The organism is Providencia sp. JUb39 (assembly GCF_012272845.1).
In the GTDB taxonomy this organism is placed as follows: Bacteria; Pseudomonadota; Gammaproteobacteria; order Enterobacterales; family Enterobacteriaceae; genus Providencia; species Providencia lanzhouensis.
In genome coordinates, this window is the sequence record NZ_JAAWXD020000001.1 from 3035004 (window position 1) to 3052002 (window position 16999).

The 16999-nt window shown below is 43.5% G+C and carries 15 protein-coding genes and 1 riboswitch; of the genes, 4 read left to right on the forward strand and 11 right to left on the reverse strand.

Annotation, left to right across the window (positions count from 1 at the left end; all coding sequences use genetic code 11):
• Window positions 1–15: 15 nt before the first annotated feature.
• Window positions 16–891, forward strand: a complete 876-nt coding sequence (locus tag HFU86_RS14210; protein WP_187129516.1) for an alpha/beta fold hydrolase — start codon at window positions 16–18, stop codon at window positions 889–891.
• A 75-nt stretch (window positions 892–966) separates the two neighbouring features.
• Here HFU86_RS14210 and speB read toward each other — a convergent pair whose 3' ends face one another.
• Together speB and speA are read right to left on the reverse strand one after the other, a co-directional pair.
• Complete coding sequence (gene speB / locus HFU86_RS14215) at window positions 967–1887, reverse strand: agmatinase (protein WP_132495816.1); 921 nt, start codon at window positions 1885–1887, stop codon at window positions 967–969.
• A gap of 13 nt (window positions 1888–1900) precedes the next feature.
• Window positions 1901–3805 carry a biosynthetic arginine decarboxylase gene (gene speA, locus HFU86_RS14220; RefSeq protein ID WP_132496657.1) on the reverse strand — a complete coding sequence of 635 codons (1905 nt, stop codon included), beginning with the start codon at window positions 3803–3805 and terminating at the stop codon, window positions 1901–1903.
• A gap of 687 nt (window positions 3806–4492) precedes the next feature.
• Between speA and metK the strand changes: the two genes are divergently transcribed.
• Window positions 4493–5644: a methionine adenosyltransferase gene (gene metK, locus HFU86_RS14225; RefSeq protein WP_187129517.1), complete on the forward strand. Its 1152-nt coding sequence runs from the start codon at window positions 4493–4495 to the stop codon at window positions 5642–5644.
• A gap of 170 nt (window positions 5645–5814) precedes the next feature.
• On the opposite strand, the gene HFU86_RS14230 is transcribed toward metK, so the two are convergent.
• Genes HFU86_RS14230 through HFU86_RS14240 form a run of 3 tightly spaced genes read right to left on the reverse strand, consistent with a single transcriptional unit; the run spans window position 5815 to window position 7010 of the window.
• On the reverse strand, window positions 5815–6231 hold the full coding sequence (locus HFU86_RS14230; protein WP_187129518.1) for a DUF6691 family protein: 417 nt from the start codon (window positions 6229–6231) through the stop codon (window positions 5815–5817).
• 4 nt (window positions 6232–6235) lie between these two features.
• The gene (locus tag HFU86_RS14235) at window positions 6236–6673 is read right to left on the reverse strand and encodes a YeeE/YedE family protein (RefSeq protein ID WP_187129519.1); all 438 of its coding nucleotides are present in this window, start codon (window positions 6671–6673) and stop codon (window positions 6236–6238) included.
• Window position 6674: 1 nt separating this feature from the next.
• On the reverse strand, window positions 6675–7010 hold the full coding sequence (locus tag HFU86_RS14240) for an ArsR/SmtB family transcription factor (protein ID WP_132496803.1): 336 nt from the start codon (window positions 7008–7010) through the stop codon (window positions 6675–6677).
• Window positions 7011–7126: 116 nt separating this feature from the next.
• On the opposite strand from HFU86_RS14240, the gene HFU86_RS14245 reads away from it, so the two are divergent.
• Window positions 7127–7654, forward strand: a complete 528-nt coding sequence (locus HFU86_RS14245; protein ID WP_165906952.1) for a SprT family zinc-dependent metalloprotease — start codon at window positions 7127–7129, stop codon at window positions 7652–7654.
• A 31-nt stretch (window positions 7655–7685) separates the two neighbouring features.
• Here the strand turns inward: HFU86_RS14245 and HFU86_RS14250 are convergent, their stop codons facing one another.
• The 3 genes from HFU86_RS14250 to hcp all read right to left on the reverse strand — a co-directional run bounded on the left by HFU86_RS14250 (window position 7686) and on the right by hcp (window position 12038).
• Window positions 7686–8756: a magnesium transporter gene (locus HFU86_RS14250; protein WP_036951226.1), complete on the reverse strand. Its 1071-nt coding sequence runs from the start codon at window positions 8754–8756 to the stop codon at window positions 7686–7688.
• Window positions 8757–8829: 73 nt separating this feature from the next.
• A riboswitch (M-box (ykoK) riboswitch) is annotated at window positions 8830–9002 on the reverse strand.
• Window positions 9003–9329: 327 nt separating this feature from the next.
• On the reverse strand, window positions 9330–10334 hold the full coding sequence (gene hcr / locus HFU86_RS14255; protein WP_036951227.1) for an NADH oxidoreductase: 1005 nt from the start codon (window positions 10332–10334) through the stop codon (window positions 9330–9332).
• A gap of 51 nt (window positions 10335–10385) precedes the next feature.
• Entirely contained in the window at window positions 10386–12038 is a 1653-nt protein-coding gene (gene hcp, locus HFU86_RS14260; RefSeq protein ID WP_036951228.1) for a hydroxylamine reductase, read from the reverse strand.
• A 272-nt stretch (window positions 12039–12310) separates the two neighbouring features.
• Between hcp and clcA the strand changes: the two genes are divergently transcribed.
• Window positions 12311–13699, forward strand: coding sequence for a H(+)/Cl(-) exchange transporter ClcA (gene clcA, locus HFU86_RS14265; protein ID WP_187129520.1), 1389 nt, complete (start codon window positions 12311–12313; stop codon window positions 13697–13699).
• Between the two features lie 172 nt (window positions 13700–13871).
• Here the strand turns inward: clcA and tehB are convergent, their stop codons facing one another.
• From tehB to HFU86_RS14280, 3 genes are all read right to left on the reverse strand, one after another.
• Entirely contained in the window at window positions 13872–14759 is an 888-nt protein-coding gene (tehB, locus tag HFU86_RS14270; RefSeq protein WP_187129521.1) for an SAM-dependent methyltransferase TehB, read from the reverse strand.
• Window positions 14760–14877: 118 nt separating this feature from the next.
• Window positions 14878–15957 carry a linear amide C-N hydrolase gene (locus HFU86_RS14275; RefSeq protein ID WP_187129522.1) on the reverse strand — a complete coding sequence of 360 codons (1080 nt, stop codon included), beginning with the start codon at window positions 15955–15957 and terminating at the stop codon, window positions 14878–14880.
• A gap of 210 nt (window positions 15958–16167) precedes the next feature.
• Window positions 16168–16941, reverse strand: coding sequence for a topoisomerase IV (locus HFU86_RS14280; RefSeq protein WP_255425987.1), 774 nt, complete (start codon window positions 16939–16941; stop codon window positions 16168–16170).
• Window positions 16942–16999 lie beyond the last annotated feature (58 nt).

A 16999-nucleotide genomic window follows, 5' to 3' on the forward strand; every position in this document is an offset into this window, starting at 1 on the left:
TTGTAGGTATTTATTATGTATAGCAACAAAATATCCAATACTCGCCATATGTCGATGACATTATCTGATGGGCGCCTTTTGTGTTGGTATGAATCTGGCCCTAAACAGGGGTTCCCCGTGATTTTTTGTACTGGCGCAGGGATGAGCGGTACACTGGGCTTTGGTATTGACCGTCTTGATGAGCTAAATATTCGCTTAATCACCCCTGAACGTGCCGGACTGGGTCAATCCACCTTTGATGAGCATAAATCCCTACAACGCTTTGCTCAAGATATTAAAGAACTTCTGAATGCTCAAAAATTGCCGTCATTTTCCGTTATCGGTTTCTCTCAAGGTGCCGTTTTCGCCATGGCACTCGCCCGCTACGCTTCCCCTGTTTCATTATCACTTGTGTCAGGGCAAGACCAATTTGAGTTTCCAGCAATCCGAGCACAATTAAAGCAAGATGTCATTAATATGCAGGAACAAGCCATTCATACCCCCGAGGCTTTATCAGAATGGTTGATGCGCAATGTGACTTCACAATGGTTACTGGCGTTTATTCTTAACTGTAGCGCAGAAATAGACCAGCAGGTTTATAGCGAAGAGAGCTTCTTAGCCGCTTACAGTGACTGTATGGAACGTGCATTTATGCAAGGTAACCAAGGCTATGTTCAAGATCTCTTAATCGCCCTACAGTCTTGGCAGTTCAATCCTGAAGATATCCGTTGCCCTGTCGCGCTGTGGTATGGCGAGCAAGATGTGAGTTCTGTGCATTCCCCTGATTTTGGCAAAACACTGGCTCAGCGCTTTCCTGATAGCGAACACTTTTTGTTCTCACATGAAGGCGGCTCAGTTCTGTGGACACAAGCCTATTCCATCCTTGCCCAATTGAAAGAACACCGCTTTTAAGTATGAAATATCGCCGTTAGGCATAAAAAAAGGTGCCCAATGAAACATTAGGCACCTTAAATAACGAACTAAAACTTATTTCTTAGACGCTTGGATATATAACAGTTCCAATGCAATCGTTGCTGCGGCTAATGCCGTAATTTCTGATTGGTCATAGGCTGGTGCGACTTCCACCACATCCATCCCTACAATATTCAGTGACTTAATGCCACGCAGCAGTTTTAACGCTCTATCAGATGTTAACCCACCAATCACTGGCGTACCGGTTCCTGGTGCAAAGGCAGGATCCAGACAGTCAATATCAAACGTCAGATAAACGGGCATATCACCCACGATCTCTTTGATCTGAGCAACCATGTCATCCACACCACGATCATTCGCTTGAGCAGCATCCAATACCGTGAAACCGTTGTCAGAATCATGCTCAGTACGAATACCAATCTGCACAGAATGATTTGGATCGATCAGACCTTCTTTTGGTGCATGATAGAACATGGTGCCGTGGTCATACAGACTGCCATTACCGTATGTGTCAGTGTGCGCATCAAAATGCACTAACGCCATTTTACCAAAATGCTTAGCGTGGGCGCGCAATAATGGCAATGTCACAAAGTGGTCACCACCAAATGTTAAGCAACGTTTACCGGATTCCAACAGCTTTTCAGTGTGAGCTTGCAGTTTGTCGCACATATCTTGCGCATCACCGAATGCAAACACCACATCACCGCAGTCAACCACGTTGAGTTTGTTTTTTAATTTAAAATCCCACGGCCAACGGTGGCTTTCCCATGCAAGGTTAGTGGAAACCTGACGAATAGCAGCAGGTCCATGACGGCTACCCGCACGTCCTGAGGTTGCCATATCAAATGGAACACCCGTGATCACCCAATCAGCATCGGAGCTGTATGGTTGGAAATTTAACGGAAAACGTAAAAAACCAAATGCGTTTGAAACCAGTGAATTATCAACCTGATTTCCTAATGTGCTATTAATCATCACTGTTCCTTAATCATTCATCTTCTAAGTAAGTGTAACCGTACAACCCACTTTCAAACTCGTTCACAAAATCTTTTTGCAGCTCGTCACTCAGCCCTGTGCCTTTCACTTGCTCAATAAAGCTTTCTAACAGCACTTCAGGAACCAGCTTCACATATTGCAGCATATCGGCGACTGAATCGCCCTCTTCACTTTGCAGGTAACGAATGCTGCCTTGGCTATCAACCCACACATCGATGGCGGCTGTATCACCGAATAAGTTGTGCATGTTGCCTAAAATTTCTTGGTATGCCCCGATCATAAAGAAACCAATCATCGGTGGATTTTCTGGATCATACGCTGGCATTGGCATGGTGGTTTCCACTCCATCACCGTCAACATAATGATCAATAATACCATCTGAGTCACAAGTGATATCTAATAATACCGCGCGTCTGTCTAACGGCTTATCTAAACCTTCAATTGGCAAGACTGGGAACACTTGGTCAATACCCCAAGCATCAGGGAGCGATTGGAACAGCGAGAAATTCACATAGAATTTATCCGCCATACGCTCTTGCAGCTCATCAATAATTGGGCGATGGGCGCGGTTGCTAGGGTCTAAATCTTGCTGAATACGACGACAGATATTTAAGTATAGCTCTTCTGCCCATGCGCGTTGTGTTAAGTCCAACACGCCATGCGCATACTGGGTATGTGCTTCTTGCAAGTCAAACTGGCTATCGTGCAACCATTCACGCAGAGAACGGCTATTGCCTTGATGCTGCATGGATTCCCACGTTTCCCATAACGAAACCAGTGAACGTGGTGCGTCTTCGCTCGGAGGTGTGGTTTTGGTGAATTCGTTACGCTCAACCCCAATCACGTTAGAGACTAGCACGGTATGGTGAGCGGTCAATGCACGCCCAGACTCCGTGATCACTGTTGGGTGTGGCAAGTTAAATTCTTCACACGCATCGCCAATCGCCCAAATCACGTTGTTCGCATATTCGTTCAAGCCATAGTTAACCGAACAATCTGACTGAGAACGCGTACCTTCATAGTCAACGCCTAAACCACCGCCCACGTCAAAGCACTGAATGTTGACACCTAATTGATGCAACTCGACGTAGAAACGGGCTGACTCACGAACACCTGTCGCGATATCACGAATATTCGCCATTTGAGAGCCTAAATGGAAGTGCAATAATTGCAGGCTATCCAAACGGTTCGCATTACGTAAAATTTCAACTAATTGCAGAACTTGTGTTGCTGCCAATCCAAATTTAGATTTTTCACCACCACTCGCCTGCCATTTACCTGAACCTTGAGATGCTAAACGAGCACGAACACCTAAACGAGGCGTCACTTCCAGCTTCTGCGCCTCTTCAAGCACCATCTCGATTTCAGACATTTTTTCGATAACCAGATACACTTTGTGACCCAGTTTTTCACCAATTAATGCCAGACGAATATATTCGCGATCTTTATAACCGTTACACACAATCACAGTGCGAGTGCGACCTGCGTTGGCTAATACTGCCATTAACTCCGCTTTTGAACCCGCTTCTAACCCTAAAGGCTCACCAGAATTCACTAGCGATTCAATCACACGGCGTTGTTGGTTAACTTTAATTGGGTAAACTAAAAAATAGTCGCCCTTATAACCATAAGATTCGCGCGCACGTTGAAACGCTGCGTTAATTGAACGCAAACGGTGTTGCAAAATTTGAGGGAAACAGAACAGTGCAGGTAAACGTAAATGTTCCTGTTCTTCTTTAACTTGGTAGACTAACTCAGCTAAATCAACAAAGGTGTCGGGGTTTTCAGGATTCGGGCAAACACAGACATTTCCGCGCTCATTCACCTGATAGTAACCACCGCCCCAATACGCAACATTGTAAGTTTGGCGCACTTTGCGAGCGATATTATCATTCATAATAAACTCCTAGTATGGAGGGGTGAGTGATGCGTTCTCCTTCCAGACAAGCAGCGACCAAGCGTATGATGCAACTGGGCAGTAATGTCAGGGAAACAGCGATACTCAGATTGTAATTAAAAGTGCTTAGAACTTCTAAACGGTGACAATATACATCCACAGACTTAGCAGATTACTCTTTGAGATTACTGACTAAGTATTAAGGATCTATGATAGGTATGACGGTAACTTCGCGATGAAGTCAACATAGACAGGAAAGTAAAAGCCAATGTCACACGGCGATCCGCGTAAGACGGTTGGATACTGTTATTCAGCAGATTATGGATCATCGCCCATTAACCCCCAATATAACTGTTTTCCCCTTGAAAATTTTAATTAATATTAAAATTCAACCGGTTATAAACATTCCTGATAGAAAGCAGACTCATGGCTGACCTGCTGGTATATAGCGGGAAATTACAACCATCCGCTACGGTCGCAGTTTATACCTCGAATAGCCCCAAAATGCAAAAGCAAATTATCTAAAATTTCACATTTACGATAAAACTAACTGAATTAACCATTTATGCGCTTATCATTTTAGGCTTAAAAACAGGTAGAAATTATTCATTGAAAAGTCTAGAATAGCCGTCTAGATGTTAAAACATCCAACTATAATGTTCTTTGAATTCTTAAGGTATTAATCTCATGTCTACACACCTCTTTACTTCTGAGTCCGTATCAGAAGGGCATCCTGATAAAATTGCAGACCAAATTTCTGATGCGGTCCTTGATGCTATTCTTGAACAAGACCCAAAAGCGCGCGTAGCTTGCGAAACCTATGTCAAAACCGGCATGGTCATGGTTGGTGGTGAAATCACTACCAGTGCATGGGTCGATATTGAAGAAATTACGCGTAAAACCGTTCGTGAAATTGGTTATACCAGTTCAGACATGGGCTTTGATGCCAACTCTTGCGCAGTATTAAGCGCAATTGGTAAACAATCACCAGACATCAACCAAGGTGTTGACCGTGCAGATCCTTTAGAACAAGGTGCTGGCGACCAAGGCCTCATGTTTGGTTATGCAACTAACGAAACTGACGTATTAATGCCAGCACCGGTGACTTATGCACACCGTTTAGTGCAGCGCCAAGCTGAAGTCCGCAAAAATGGCACACTGCCATGGTTACGCCCTGATGCGAAAAGCCAAGTTACCCTCCAATACGATGACAACAAAATTGTCGGTATTGACGCGGTAGTTCTGTCCACACAGCACTCAGAAGATATTGACCAAAAAGCTTTACACGAAGCGGTAATGGAAGAGATCATCAAACCAGTTCTGCCTGCTGAATGGTTATCTCCAGCCACTAAATACTTCATCAACCCAACAGGTCGTTTCGTTATCGGCGGACCAATGGGTGACTGCGGTTTAACGGGTCGTAAAATTATCGTTGATACATACGGCGGTATGGCTCGTCACGGTGGTGGTGCATTCTCTGGTAAGGATCCATCAAAAGTTGACCGTTCTGCTGCCTATGCTGCGCGTTATGTTGCAAAAAACATCGTTGCTGCTGGTCTAGCTGACCGTTGTGAAATCCAAGTTTCTTACGCTATCGGTGTCGCAGAGCCTACCTCTATCATGGTAGAAACTTTCGGTACTGGTAAAGTTGACGAAGCATTGCTAGTGAAATTAGTCCGCGAATTCTTTGATTTACGTCCTTACGGCCTGATTCAAATGCTGGATTTATTACACCCAATGTACCAACAAACCGCTTCTTACGGTCACTTTGGTCGCCCACAATTCCCGTGGGAAAAAACCGACAAAGCGGCACAACTGCGCGAAGCTGCTGGTCTATAATTTTCGCTAACGTCACTGACGCTAAACGCAAAAATCAGCTTAAAAAACCCATCTTAATGATGGGTTTTTTTGTATCTAAAATTGCTCACTGATGTGATGAGTTAAATAACTTTTCTATTCGCCTCATTTTTTGGGTCGAATAACTAAATTAATTGACTCTCTCGTCTTGATTACTTTTCAGTACGTTGAAATAACTGAAAAATGGTCATTCCTGCTATCATTGCCAACGCAAACAAAATACCTTGAGTCAGCCCCATACCGGTTAATAAAATGGCAGGTCCCGGGCAAATTCCCCCAAGTCCCCAACCTAAACCGAACAACACGCTGCCTATCACTAATTTTTTATCAATAACTTTACTGGTTGGGATCTGCAATGGGCAATTCAGTACACTCGTTTTGCGCTTTTTCACTAACTGGAATGCGATACCGCTTATCACCATTGCCACTGCCATGGTAATCAACAAAGAGGGATCCCAATTCCCCGTGATATCCAGAAATGCCAAAATTTTTGCGGGATTACCCATACCAGCTAGTAGTAAGCCCAGTCCAAATAAAATACCGGAAACTAACGCGATAATAATTGGCATTACTTTATCCCCTTAACCCAAAGTGGTTAATCACAGCGACCGTGATAAATGCCACCAGCATAAAAATAACGACCGCCACCATGGAACGACGGGAAAATCTCGCCATGCCACAAATGCCATGCCCACTGGTACAACCGCTACCTAATCGTGTCCCAAAGCCCACTAACAGCCCCGCAGCTATCAGTAATGGCGTGCTCGTTGCGATAGTGACTTCTGGCGTATACACAAAGGTAATAAACAGCAATGGCGCAACTAAGATCCCGACAATAAACGCCAGTTTCCATGCTGTGTCCCCTTTAGTGGGTTTAAGGACTCCCGCTAAAATCCCGCTGATCCCTGCAATTCGCCCATTAAAAATCAATAATATTGCCACCGCTAAACCAATCAACACACCGCCAATCGCCGCAGAGCCTGGCGTAAAATGCGCCCAATCAATCGTCATTTTAATTCCCCTTCACAGGACAATAGAGTTGATACAACGTATTGAGTAAGGTGAATAATTTCTCATCCGCAATAGAGTAATAGATTCGCTTACCTTCTCGACGCGTCGCGACTAATCCTTCATTTCTTAATACGGTTAACTGCTGGGATAACGTCGGCTGCACAATCCCTAACGAGGCTTCTAAATCACTAACACAAGCCTCGCCTTGTGTTAACTGGCACAGCAATAATAATCGGTCTGGATTCCCGAGTGTTTTTAATAATGACGCAGTTTGCGTTGCTGCTTGAGTCATTGCTAAAAGCAGCTGTTCTGAGTTTGGTTGTTCACTCTTTGACATCATTGGATCTCTTGTTACTATGTATAACATTATACCATTTAATAATATATATTTTGATATATTGAATGTCAATTATCACTTGTTGTTACTATATGACTTCACGTATTCTTGAGGACATGAAAACAATCCGAGTACCCATTCTGCTTCAACAGCGAGTGATGAAAACCCTACGTGAAAAGCTCGCGTTAGCTGAAGAAAAACTGGAACAGAAATTTCCAGAACCCACTATCAACTATAAACAGCGTGGAACCACCGCGGGCAGCGCCTATTTAAAAGATTGGGAAATTCGCGTTAATCCAACGTTGTTAATTGAAAACCCAGACAATTTTGTGGACGAAGTGATCCCCCATGAGCTCGCCCACTTACTGGTTTACCGTGTATTTGGACGTAAAGGGGTCGCCCCTCATGGCAATGAGTGGAAATGGATGATGCAGACTGTTTTAGGGGTAACGGCGAAACGGACTCACAACTTTGCGGTGACCAGCGTCAAAAGCCAAACTTTTCGTTATCTTTGTGGTTGCGACACAATTCATGAACTGACCATTAGAAGGCATAACAAAGTTGAGCGAGGGGAAAATCAGTATTTATGTCGAAAATGCGGGGAAATCCTCAAGCGAGAAATTGAGTCAGCGGCAGAGTGTTAATTCCCTGCCGCATCAAGAGGTAGAACCGAACTTAAGCGAACTCCGTCATCACTAATTTCGCGATTTCAAAGTAAATAATCAAGCCAGTACCATCAATAAATGTCGCGATAAATGGCGCAGAAACCACCGCTGGGTCAACCTTCAGCTTCTTCAGAACCATTGGAATAATAGAAGAGACAATCGCACTCCACACGGTAATAGCCACAATCGTTAAGCTCACCACGATAGTCACTTCATGACCCACACCTAAGATCCAAGCACGAATTAACGCCGCGCCACCAATGGTGACAGCCACTAAGAACGAGGTTGAAACTTCTTTTTTCAATACCGCACCGAGGTTACGTAAACTCACTTCCCCCAACGCCATCGCTCTCACGAGGGTCGATGTGATCTGAGTTCCGCTGTTTCCGCCGGTACCAATCAATAATGGAATAAAGAACGCCAGTGAAATGGCGGCTTCAAGTTGCTCTTCGAACGCTTTCAGCACGGTTCCAGTATAGGCTTCCGCCACAAACAGCATTAATAACCACACAACACGCTTACGCCATAAAGTGACTGGACTGGTGGTTAAATACGGCTCTTCGAGTGGCGTAGTCGCCCCCTGCAATTGTGCATCGAGGGTATTTTCGTCTTCAATAAGTTCTGCAATATCTTGAGGACGTAATACACCCATTAACTTACCGAACTGAACAACGGGGATCATGTCCAAACCACTATGATTAATTAAATCATAAACATCATGGCGTGATTGTTCAGGGGAAACAGAGAAATAATTGTGGCGCATAATATCCGACACTAATAAATCTTCTGCTGAGGCAAGTAATGATTTAACGGACAGAATTCCATTTAAATAGTTTTCACTATCTACAACAAATAAATACGTTGGAATTTGTTCGCCTTCGAGATGTTCAATAAGACTTTTCTTCACACATGCCACAGAGTCGGCAACCGATACCGGCAAATATGATTGGCTCATATAAGCGTGAACAGTTGAATCATCAATTTTAGTTGGCTGTGATTGATTAGACTTTTGACGAGCGTCTTTCATCGCGGACTGTGCAATAGCTACTGCACCCGCTTTGTTCTGGGTAGAAAATGACATTTTTTTAGTCCCTATTACTGTTGTTTACTCAAACAGTACTCACATAGGGGCGAAACCAGATGAGAGAATGCGATTGCTATCTCTTCGTCTCGGTTTTAGCACTATACAACGTATCCTGAATCAATCAGGAAGTTACATGGGGATATACCTTCGGTCGATATATCCTGTCCTAATCTTGGGCGTCTCTCGACGTCGTCAGATCAGTAACCTATGTTTGTATAGGAGCCTCGCCTAACGAGTTACTGCACTTTGGATGCGGCGCGAATTATACCCACTGAGTGTTCAATTACCACCCTTTTACCCCTCTCTTTTTTTAATAGCCCACCATCGTTTAAGTTTTGTTTAAGTTAATGTATATCAAGAATTCACCGTGTAACCATTTGTAACTTTAATAGAAACTTATATTATTCATAATACATAAAGTCATAATCACGCTATAAATTACTTTATTATTTTTTTGATTATCTTTTGCCGCTAAAATACATGGATTAATAAACAAAAAAGCCACCTTATTTATATTCATAATAAGATGGCAATTAATGAGGCATTTAATTTTATATTATCGAAAATCGATTAAGCGATTTCTGTGTCGCCTTGTAATTGGCAACTGCACGCTAAAACATAGCCATTAGCAATTTCGTCTGCGGTTAATGTCATGGTGCTACTGGTTGTATAATTCCCCGAAAGCACTTTGGTTTTACAGCTACCACATACCCCTGCGCGACACGCGGCAATTACCGGTTGTTTATTCTGTTCTAACGCAGATAAAAGCGATGTTCCCACTGGTACAGTGAAATTCGCTAAACGGTGACGAATTTTTAAGTTCAGTACCTCTTCACTTACGGCTTCATCACCACCAGTAGTAAAGCGCTCCATAAAGAAGTGATCCGCTGGCACGCCTAGTGCCTTAGAAAATTCCTGCACATTTTTCATATATGGAACAGGCCCGCAAGTCATTACCACTCGCCCATGAATATCCGGTACTAACTCCAGCAATTTTTCTTGGCTTAAACGACCTTGTGCAACACCACCGTTATCAGGGGTTTCTGGCATGATGCACAGTTGCAAACGTTGCGGATATTGTTGCACCAATCTTTGCCACTCATTGGCAAAAATGACCTGCTTTTCATCTCGTACATTAAACAGCACTTTAACATCCGTTTCCGGGCGATTCGCCATCAGCCAACGGGTCATCGACATAATCGGCGTGACACCACAACCGGCTGCTAACATTAAATATTGGTGGCTTTGAACATTGGCACAAGTAAACTCCCCTTGCGCCTCAGACAACCAAAGATAATCCCCTGGTTTTACTGCTCCAGTCAGCCAACAAGAGCCTGTCCCCTCGTCTAATCGTCTCACTGTAATGGAGATAAAACGGCTTTGCCCCGGCGATGAAGACAAGGTGTAAGCACGCATCACGTCATCACTGTTTTTGATACTCACCAGCGCATACTGTCCTGGTTCATATTGGTAAAAATCATGATTAATCAGATTAATAGTCCAAACATCAGGGGTTTCCTGCACAATCGAGTGAATTTGCATTCTGTTCGGACATAGGCTTGTTGGCATGGTCATGGGTTACTCCTTGCAAGGGGGAAAGCCGCTTCCCCCTTGGTTTCCATCAAATTACGCAGGCAGGATTTCCGCCAGATCTTGTTCAACCGTGGTAATGCTGCGCATACCGAATTTTTCATTCAGAATATTCAGCAGATTTTCGGTTAAGAAGCCCGGAGCCGTTGGACCGGTGTAAATGTTTTTCACACCCAGAGCAAGCAGGGTTAACAAGATCACAATGGCTTTTTGCTCGAACCAAGAGAGAATCAGGCTCAGTGGTAAGTCATTCACACCACAACCTAATTTCTCTGCTAAGTTCACCGCTAACATAATGGCAGAATAGGCATCGTTACATTGACCCACATCCAGTAAACGCGGTAAGCCTTCTAAGGTACCGAAGTCCAGTTTGTTGAAACGGTATTTACCGCAAGCTAGCGTTAAAATCAGGCAGTCTTTCGGTACGCTGCGAGCGAAATCCGTGTAGTAACTGCGCTCACCACGGCTACCGTCACAACCACCGACTAAAAATACGTGGCGTAATTTTTTCTGAGCAACAAGATCAATCACCGCATCCGCAGCGCCCAACAGGGTTTGACGACCAAAACCGACGGTAATTTTGTGTTCGATTTCAGTGTATGGGAAGCCCGCCATTTCCTGCGCTTGCGCTATCATTTCCGCAAAACTGTCGCCTGTAATGTGTTTCACACCCGGCCAACCCACAATGCTGCGAGTCCAGATACGTGCTTTATATTCACCCACATCAGGGTCGATAATGCAGTTAGAGGTCATTAAAACAGGGCCCGGGAACTTAGCAAATTCCACTTGCTGATTCTGCCAGCCACTGCCGTAGTTACCCACTAAATGAGCGTATTTTTTCAGTTCAGGATAACCATGAGCAGGCAGCATTTCACCGTGAGTGTAAATATTAATGCCTGTGCCTTCGGTCTGTTCTAACAACATTTTTAAATCTTTCAGGTCGTGACCTGAAATCAAAATACATTTACCGGCAACTGGGCGCACGTTAACTTCCGTTGGAACTGGATGACCAAATTCTCCGGTTTCACCTGCATCCAGAATTTCCATGATTTTGAAGTTCATCATGCCGATAGCCATTGCATTGTCGAGCAGCTCATTCATATCCGCTGGCAATGTGCCTAACCACGCCATAATTTCATGGTATTGAGCATAAATCTGGTTATCAAACTGACCTAAAACGTGAGCATGCTCCATATACGCCGCCGCACCCTTCAAGCCATACAGGCACAGCATACGTAAACCATGAATATCATCACCAATTTGCGCTTTATCGACATCTAACGCAAATTGTGCCGCTTGCTGTTGCAGAGTCGCAATATCCTGCCCTGCTAATTGCAGGTTGATTAGCGGGTGATTAAATGCCACTGCGCTATTCACTGACAGGCAGTGTTTGATTAATTTATCACGCAGATAAATGGCTTCACGGGCATAACCAATAATACGTTCAGAATCGAAGTTAACGTTGGTCAATGTAGAGAAGAAAGCGCGCGGTGCGAAACTGTCCACATCATGATCAATAATGCCCAGTTCACGAGCCACCACCGCACTTGCAGATAAGCTTTGCAGGACAGCAACTAATAAATCTTGCAGGTCTGAAGTTTCAGCGGTTTTACCGCACATACCTTGCGAATAAGCGCAGCCATTGGTTGCTGGAGTTCTAATTGTTTGTTCACATTGCACACAATACATGGAGGAAACCTCTTTAAGTTGCATTTCATATACAACATTAAGATTACCCCTTTTAAATAAATAGAAAAGCACCTTAAAATTCTATTTGCAGGTTTGTTGATCTACATTAACTTTCACTATAAATAAGAATTATTCAATGTTGTAAAATAGGCAGTTTCACTAAGCCCAGTTGATTTTTCGCTGGGGTTTCAAAGCAGTATTGCTATACTATGTTTATCATTCATACTTCATAAGTTATTGTTGTTAAATCATTTTAAGAGAATCAAAAAGCGATGATGCAGGCTAATTCGACTCCAAAATCAGACAACAAAACCCATTTTAGTTTTTTACGTCACGTGAAAGAATCTGATAAAACACCACTCAAAGTGCTTGTTTTAGCTGCTATTATTGGTGCCGTCGTTGGGCTGATAGGCTCCCTGTTTATGCTAGGGACTGAGTGGGTCAGCAATATTCGTATCGCGTCTGTTAACCAATATGTCACCAACAAATGGTTGGTGATCCCTGCCATGTTTGTAGCTTCTGCCTTATTAGCTATGCTCGGCTACTATTTGGTTAAACGCTTTTCACCTGAAGCGGGAGGCTCTGGGATCCCAGAAATCGAAGGGGCACTGCAAGATTTGCGCCCTGTCCGTTGGTGGCGCGTGATCCCAGTGAAATTTATCGGTGGGTTAGGTACGTTAGGCTCCGGTATGGTGCTCGGTCGTGAAGGTCCCACCGTGCAACTGGGGGCGAACATTAGCCAAATGTTTTATGACCTATTTCGCCTCAAAGATAATGAATCTCGCCATACATTATTGGCTGCGGGTGCCGCTGCTGGTCTTTCTACCGCCTTTAATGCCCCATTAGCGGGGATACTGTTTATCATCGAAGAGATGCGCCCACAATTTAAATACAGCCTTATTTCCATCAAAGCCGTGTTTATTGGCGCCGTCAGTGCCACCATTGTCTTTCGCCTAATTAATGGCGAAGCCGCAGTATTGAATATTGGGCAGTTCTCCTCTGCCCCCATGGAAACCCTGTGGCTATATCTGATTTTAGGCATGTTATTTGGAATTGTGGGCATTGGCTTTAACCGCTTCTTACTCTATCTGCAAAGCCTATTTTTAGCTTTCTACCAAAATAAAGTATCACGGTTTGTTTTGATGGGTGGTTTGATTGGAGGTAGCTGCGGCGCTATCGGTGTATTTGCGCCAGAAGTTGTGGGTGGCGGCTATAGCGTGATCCACCAAATGGTTGCCAATAGCTTCACTATCACCATGCTGATGGTATTTTTTGCCTTGCGCTTTTTAACCTCAACCATCAGCTTTAGTTCTGGTGCGCCGGGAGGGATTTTCTCGCCGTTATTAGCCCTTGGCACACTGTTTGGCGGAATTTATGGTTATGCCGCACTGGAGCTGTTCCCAAATTATTCAATTGAGGTTGGTACCTTTGCAATAGCCGGCATGGGAGCGTTGTTTGCCGCGACAGTGCGTGCGCCATTAACGGGCATTGTCTTAGTGTTGGAAATGACCAATAACTATCAATTGATTTTACCGATGATTATTACCTGTATTGGCGCAACAATGGTGGCGCAATTCTTAGGGGGTCGACCACTTTATTCAGTGTTACTCGAAAAAACCTTAGAGCGCAGCGAAAAACAAGCAGCAGCGTCTAATCCCTAAAATTCATTTTATCCCTCACCATAGAACGCAAAATGGGTTGCCTAGGCAACCCATTATGTTGATGACAAAGAGGGATAAAAGCGTGGTTTTTCCCTCTTTGTGTTATCAGGCGAAAATCAATAAATTGATTTCCCTCGTTAATTTTACAACCTATTATCTTCGCTATCGCAGGTTATTTTTTCTTAGCAATCAGCGTTGCAAAGTTCAGTTTAATTCGGTTACCTTGCGCATCGGTTCTATGCAAGTGTCCTGGGTTTTCATTGTATTTGAGAATTTCCCAGTCTTGATAATACTGCTGTAATTCACCTGGTTTTAAGAAGCACTTAAATGGCACCATATCCAGTGGCGCATCCGGCGTTTCTACCGCGCATACAACAATATTAATTCCACCCTCTACAGTGTGTGATTGCATATCCGCGATAATGTCAGCAATTTTATCTCGTTGTAAGAACATCAACACGACGGTAGAAATAATCAAATCATAGTCACCTTGGATCTGGTGGCTATTAATGTCATATAGCGCAGTATGGATATTTTCTATGCCCGATTGCTGCTTAACAGTTTCGATGGCTTGAATATGGTTTTGGTTAATATCCACTGCTGTCACATCGTACCCTTGCTGAGCAAGGTAGAAGCTATTACGCCCACGACCTGAACCTAAATCCAATACTTTGCAAGGTTTTACTAAGTTATTCTCGCAAAGATAGCGCACTTCAGAGTGAGGCACGCTGAGATCATACCGCTTATAAAACTCAATTTCAGGACGGCATAAAAAAGAGAGTTGGCAACGCATATCATCGCTGCAATCGGCAATACGATGCCAGACTTGCGGTTGGATCACTGGCGGTTGATTTTGTGTATCAAACGTAAATTTTTGCTCGCTGCCGTCTTCAGAAAAAATAATAAAATCGAGGGAGCCTTGTAACACTTTCAATTGGGCGAATGTATCTTCTTTGGTGTTATGGCGGTCTTGGAACATTAACGGAATCGAAGCCTTATCCCAAACAGGCAGGGTTTTGTAGCACACTAATTCAGTCATGGGGTCACCTTTAAGTTGCATATTAAATACATCTTATGCCGTTCATCTTAATAGTGCAACGTTTTCATAGATAAAGAATGAATGAGTTGATGTGCATCAACCTCCTGCTGTACAGGAGGTTAAACTCGGAATCTTGGACTTAGTAACCCAGCTGCTCTGCACTCAGTCCCATAAATTCAAACGGTTTGGTATCAACATATTGCGCGGTCGCATCACCCGAATAAATATGGCTTTGCTCTTCACCGAGATCTAATTTTTTCACTTTTCCGGTCTCATTGGAAAAATCAATTTTCTTTAGATCCGTCCAAAAAATATTTGGCGTTAAAGCAGACTCAAAGAAATAGAGTTGACGCTTGCTATCAACCAGTGTGCGCCAACGGGTAGATGAAATCTCAGGGGACGTTTCAGACGTTAAACCGTATGGAACAGACACATTACGAATAACCCCAAACACACTGGCAACCGCTTTATTTGGCGTTGTTTTTTGTGGAATAGCATTAATGTAAAACTGCGCTCGAGCGAAACGATCCGCTGAGCGGTTGGTCCCTGGTAGCATTACCGTGCCACCAATACCTTGCCAATACTCTTGCATTGCTAACTGCTTTTCATAAGCCGGAGAGTTAGTCATGACTTGGTATTTACGGCTATGGTGAATGACTTGTTTGCCATCGATATATTCGATAATCGCGCTATCACCACTCGCATCGGAAAGCGACAAGTGCAAAGTCGCTAAGCGATTTTGTCCCGGAACCTTATCAGTCGCAACGATCAGTGGCGTTTTTTCTAATGCGGCAACAGCTTCTTCAACCGTGGCATAGTTGTCCAGCATATATTGCGCCCATAGCGAAATAGACAACGCGGGCTTTTTATTATCTAACTCAGGGTATTTCGATTCGGCGAGCCAAAGTAAGTTTGCCACTAACCCTTTTTCATTAACGCCATCCGTCGTAGAAATATCGTAACCTGACGCTATCACACTACCATATTTGGATTTCCATTTGAGTGATTGCGGCCCTGCTGCGCCATTTCGCTCCATACCTCGTGGAAAAATCCATAAATTGGTACCCACATCATATTTCCAATCCATGGTTCTACCGGTCATGATTTGTTGGTCTTCCCCGAGATAAACAACGCGGGTACAAGCCTGAGAAACCATGGCAGGAACATAAATTGCAGCGATGGTTAAGAGCGTAACAATGCTTTTCTTCACAAATCGCATCTTGCCTCCAAATGGTATTGAATGAGTAGCGCAGATAAGCCACGCGAATAAATAACTACTATTTATATTAGACAGTATATCGTTTTCGGCGTGTTATTAGAGGATAGATATTGAAACAAAATGCAACAAGGATTAACTCACTTCATCAAACTGTTGACGTTTTTCAGTGAGTTAATCCTATTAAAAGATTGGGATGGTTAGCTGGCGCTATTATTTTTTCTTTGCAGAAAACCATGAGCGTAATAATGCCGCTTTTTTCTGATTGTCTGGAATATTCAGTGCAGAGTCATACAAGCTAATTGAAATTTGGCAAACTGTTGCAGGTGATTTTTTCCCAGCCTTCACATCAATCAGCATGGTAACGTCATTTCCGTATTTTTCCGTTAATCCGATTCTCAGGGAGTCCATCAATGTCTGATACTCTTCTTCAGATAACGTGGTACGCTTCTCGCTTGTTTCGCTAGAAATCAACAAGGCATTGATTGCACTCACTTGTTTTAATAAGACATCTTGGCTTTTTTGTGGCGGAATGACATCCGCAGGATCCCTTAACTGTGGGAATAACGCGTCATAACACATTTTCCCGGATGGGTCTTGCTCTAACAATGATTTGATATTGTCGTTCACTTTAGCGACAAAATTAATCACTGTTTCATCGGAGGCATAAGGCATGCGCTCAACGACCAGATTCATTGATTGGCTAACAACCTGATCCAATAATTGACGACGTAAGTCTTCGTTTGCAGGATCATATTGAGACATTAAAGGCTCAAAGCTCTGGTAAGTGACCGGGCTTAATTTTTTGATCGTGACTAAAATCGGCAGTTCTTTTTCAACTTGAGCAATGGCCTCTGAATGAATTTCGCTATTACTTTCCGTCGATAGTACGTTGTTGTCTTTACTTAACCAGTAAAAACCCAGCGCAAAGATAATAAAAATGATGCTAACGACTACTGCGATTTTGCGTGAACTGTTTGTATTCAAAGTGAATCTGCCTTTTAACAATCTGTCTTTTAACCATTTGTTGTTAACAACAAAAGCC